This is a genomic window from Micromonospora sp. (assembly GCF_048594385.1).
Classification (GTDB): Bacteria; Actinomycetota; Actinomycetes; order Mycobacteriales; family Micromonosporaceae; genus Micromonospora; species Micromonospora wenchangensis.
This window is the reverse complement of the sequence record NZ_JBMDWU010000100.1, coordinates 1-4125: the sequence shown is the minus strand read 5'-3', so window position 1 is coordinate 4125 and position 4125 is coordinate 1. Positions and strand designations below refer to the sequence as shown.

Annotated in this window: 4 protein-coding genes and 1 pseudogene; all 5 read left to right on the top strand. The window is 77.7% G+C overall.

The features are described 5' to 3' along the window. Nucleotides 1–261, top strand: a pseudogene (locus tag ACOJTC_RS04555) (hypothetical protein); the annotation flags it as partial. Further along, the gene (locus ACOJTC_RS04550) at nucleotides 258–1544 is read left to right on the top strand and encodes a DUF4255 domain-containing protein (RefSeq protein ID WP_420115874.1); all 1287 of its coding nucleotides are present in this window, start codon (nucleotides 258–260) and stop codon (nucleotides 1542–1544) included. The pseudogene ACOJTC_RS04555 and the gene ACOJTC_RS04550, both read left to right, overlap by 4 nt. After that, on the top strand, nucleotides 1544–3388 hold the full coding sequence (locus tag ACOJTC_RS04545; RefSeq protein WP_420115873.1) for an ATP-binding protein: 1845 nt from the start codon (nucleotides 1544–1546) through the stop codon (nucleotides 3386–3388). The genes ACOJTC_RS04550 and ACOJTC_RS04545 overlap by 1 nt, the downstream gene beginning before the upstream one ends. Next, the gene (locus ACOJTC_RS04540) at nucleotides 3385–3627 is read left to right on the top strand and encodes a hypothetical protein (RefSeq protein WP_420115872.1); all 243 of its coding nucleotides are present in this window, start codon (nucleotides 3385–3387) and stop codon (nucleotides 3625–3627) included. The genes ACOJTC_RS04545 and ACOJTC_RS04540 overlap by 4 nt, the downstream gene beginning before the upstream one ends. Continuing rightward, a partial coding sequence (locus tag ACOJTC_RS04535; RefSeq protein ID WP_420115871.1) for an eCIS core domain-containing protein occupies nucleotides 3624–4125 on the top strand: 502 nt, incomplete at its 3' end. The genes ACOJTC_RS04540 and ACOJTC_RS04535, both read left to right, overlap by 4 nt.

The window sequence follows — 4125 nt, the reverse complement described above, 5'->3', positions numbered from 1 at the left end:
CCCGCCGTGCCGGTGACCCACGTCGCGCCGACCTCCCCGCCCGCCCACCGGACGCCTGTCACCCGGGCCGACGCGCGGGCACCGGAGCCGGTCGCCGTGCACGTGCACATCGGTCGGATCGAGGTCCGTCTCACCCCGCAGCGGAATCCGGCGACGCCCCCGCCGGTCACCGCCCCGACGGTCACCCCGGCACCCGCCGTCGCCCCGGGCCCGGCGCCGGAACTGGAGTCGTACCTGCGCGGAGCGGGGGTGACGCGATGAGCACCGGGTACGCCCTCGCCGCCGTCACCGCCGTGCTGCGCGGGCAGTTGATGGCGTACCTGCGGGCCACCGGCGCGTCGTCGGCGGTCGGCGGGGTGTCGGTCTCCGCCGGCCCACCCGACCGGGTGACCGTCGGCAACCAGGAGGGCAACCAGGTCAACCTGTTCCTGAGCCGGGTGACCCGCAATCCCACCTGGGCCAACCTGGGGCCGCCGCCGCGCAGCACCGGTGGGGACGACGTCGCCGCGCCGCCGCTCGGTGTCGACCTGCACTACGTGGCCAGCGTCTACGGTCACGACCCGTTGACCGGGGAGATCCTGCTCGGGCACCTGCTGGCGATGCTGCACGAGACGCCGGTGCTGACCCGGGCGGCGATCCGCCGCTCGCTCGCCCCCGACCCGCCGGACCCGACGCTGCCCGCCCCGGTGGCCGACTCCCGCCTCGCCGAGCAGCTTGAGCAGTTGCGGGTGAGCGTCACCAACAGCCCCGGCGGGGAGGAGAGCTTCCGGCTCTGGTCGGCGTTCAGCGCGCCGTACCGCAGCAGTGTCTTCTTCGACGTGTCGGTGGTGCTGATCGACCCGCTGCGCGGCGCGCGGGAGCCGCTGCCGGTCCGCGCGGTCAGCGCCGGCACGATCGACGTCGACGGCCCCGAGGTCGACCAGGTACGCGCCGACGGGCCGACCGGCACCCCGGTCACGGCCGGTGCGACCCTGGTGGTGACCGGCCGCAACCTCGCCGGGCCGGACGTACGGGTGCGGATCGGGGCGGCGTCGGCCAGCCCCGCCACCGTCACCGCCGGTGAGCTGCGGCTGCCGCTGACCGCGTTCGACCGGCCCGTCGCGGCCGGTATCCGGGGTCTGGTCGTCACCCACGCGGTGGCGCTGGGTGACCCGCCCACGCCCCGGCCGGCGATCAGCTCCGACGCGGTGCCCGTCACCTACCGGCCGACGATCACCGTCGCCCCCGCCGACGTGGTGGTCGAGTCCAGCCGCACGGTCGACGGGGTGCTGTTGCGCACCGGCACGGTCACCGTCGACGTCGTCCCCGGGGTCGAGACCGGCCAGCAGGTCACCCTCGGGCTGACCGGGGCGGGTGGCACGGTGCTCGCCGCGCCCGCCGGCAACGGGGTGCCGCCCGGCGGGGAGCGCACCGGGCGGATCGGTTTCGCCTTCCGCGACCTGCCGGCCGGCACGTACCTGGCCCGGTTGCGGGTCGACGGGGTGGACAGTCCGCTGCACGCCGACCCGACCGGCCGGTACGACGGCCCGGCCGTGGTGCTGTGATGCCCGCCCCACGCCCGGCCGCCCGCTGGCCCGCCCCGCCCCCGGTCACCGCCGGCGGCGACGGGCTGGCCGGCGAACTGGACCGCATCCGCCTGCTACTCAAGGGGGAACCGGCGGCCGACACCCCGCCCGGCGGCTCCCCGCTGGACCGGATCGGCGCCGGGTTCGGGCTGACCGGCTTCGAACGTGACGTGCTGGCCGCCACGGTCGCCGGTGAGCTGGGCATGCTGGACCGGCCACCCACGTTCGCCTGGTGCCTGGACGCCCTGCCCGGCGGGCACTGGGACGCCCTCGCCGCCGACCGTCCACTGCGCGCGGCCCGGCTGGTGGAGCTGGCCGAGGGCCCCCTGCCGCACGCCCCGCTGCGGGTCGACGAGCGGGTCCTGCACGAGCTGCACGGCGTCGGCCGGCTCGACGAACGGCTCCGGCCCTACCTGGTGGCGCTACCCCCGCCGCCGGCCATCCTGCCGGCCAGCCGCCGTCGGGCCGTACGGCAGCTCTGCGCCACCTGGCAGGCCGGGCGACGCCCGCTGCGGGTGTGCGGGCCCGACCACGACGACCGGCTCGACGTGGTGGCGGCGGCCTGCACGACGGTGGGCCGGACCGGGCACCGGGTGGCCGCCGCCGAGCTGCCCCGGGCGGTGACCGACCGGGACGCCTTCGCCCGGCTGTGGAACCGGGAGGTGGTGCTCGCCGACCCGGTGCTGGTCGTCGAGCTGACCGGCGACGAACCACCGGACACGAGCGCCGCCGTGTCGCAGCTGCTGGCCCGGCTCGTCGGTGACGTGGTGGTCAGCACGCCCCGCGCGGTCGCCCTCGACGGGGTGACCCCGGGGCCGACGGTGGACCGGCCGACCCGGGACGAGCAGCGGGCGCTGTGGCGGGACCTGCTGCCCGGCCCCGCCGCGTCGGCCGCCGCCGGGCTGGCCCGGGAGTTCGACCTGGGGCACCGGGACATCCTCGACTCCGCTACCCCCGCCGCCGGGTCGGGCGACGACCCGGTCACCCGGGCCCGGGAACTGGTCCGTGGGCGGGTCCGCCGCGACCTGGACGGGTTGGCCGAGCGGATCGACGTGCGGGCCGGTTGGGACGACCTGGTGCTGCCCGCGCCCGCCCTGGCCCAGTTGCGGCAGTTGGCCGCCGCCGCGGCAGGTCGGGCGCTGCTGGTCGAGCAGGGTTTCGCCGGCCGGACCGGTCGGGGCCTCGGGGTGGGCGCGTTGTTCGCCGGGCCCAGCGGCACCGGCAAGACCCTCGCCGCCGAGGTGGTCGCCGGGGTACTCGGGTTGGACCTGCACCGGGTGGACCTGGCGACCGTGGTGAGCAAGTGGATCGGGGAGACCGAGAAGCAGCTCCGGCGGATCTTCGACGCCGCCGAACGGGGTGGCACGGTGTTGCTGTTCGACGAGGCCGACGCGCTGTTCGGCCGCCGTTCCGAGGTGCGTGACAGCCACGACCGGTACGCCAACATCGAGGTGTCGTACCTGCTGCAACGGATGGAGCGGTACCGGGGCGTGGCGGTGCTGACCACGAACATGCGCACCGCCATCGATCCGGCTTTCCTGCGCCGGCTGCGGGTGGTGGTGCCGTTCGGGCACCCGGGTCCCGCCGAGCGGGCCGGACTGTGGCGGCGGGCCTTCCCGCCCGGGGTCGCCACCGCCGACCTGGACCTGCCCCGGCTGGCCGAACTGGACCTCACCGGCGGGGACATCCACACCGTCGCGCTGCGCGCCGCGCTGGTCGCCGCCGGGGAGGGCACCCCGGTCGGGATGCGGCACGTGCTCGACGCGGTCGCCGCCGAGTACGCCAAGCACGACCGGCCGGCCGATCCGGGGCTGTGGTCGTGAACGCCGACGTCACGACCGTCGAGGTCGACATCCGCCGGCTGGTCGTCACCGGCGTCGACGGGCCGGTCGACGCCACCCTGGCGGCCGAGGTGGGTGCCCGGCTGACCCGGCTGCTGGCGCAGCGGGGGCTGCCGTCGACAGTGACCCCGGTGACCGATGCGCCGGCCACCGCCGACCTGCCGACCGCGCTGGCCGAGGCGATCTGGGTCCGGCTACGCCTGCCCGGGTGGTCGCGGTGACCGCCCCCGGCCCGGCCGCGCAGCGGGCCCCGCTCCCGGCGACGGAACCCGCCGCGGCGCGTGACGACGCCCTCGCCACGCTGACCCGGGACCTGGTCGACAGGTACGCCCCGGCGCTGGGGCTGCGCCCCGACGCGGTGCGGGTACGCCTCGGCGGGGACGGTCGCCGGGCCGCCAACCACGGCGCGCGCGGGCTGCTGGCCGACCAGGTGGTGCACCTGGCCCCGGGTTTCGACCCGTCCCGGGCCGCCGGGCGGGCCCTGCTCGTGCACGAGCTGGGGCCCCTGGCGCAGGCGGGCGGCACGACGGCGGACCCGGGGCGGCAGGTGACCGCTCCGGAGGCCGAGGCGCGGGCGCTGGCCGACGCCGCGGCGGCCGGGCGCGCCCTGTGGCGGCCGGTGGCGTGGCTGCCGGCCGGGGCGGTCGCCGCCGACCCCGGTGCCGTGGCCACCCCCTCGCGCCCGGCCACCCCGCCGGCCCCCGCCCGCGCGCCGGCCG

What these genes read in the sequence shown, in the direction of transcription:
- ACOJTC_RS04550 (WP_420115874.1), top strand. Translation starts at nt 258, where the DNA reads ATGAGCACCGGGTACGCCCTCGCCGCCGTCACCGCCGTGCTGCGCGGG.
- ACOJTC_RS04545 (WP_420115873.1), top strand. Translation starts at nt 1,544, where the DNA reads ATGCCCGCCCCACGCCCGGCCGCCCGCTGGCCCGCCCCGCCCCCGGTC.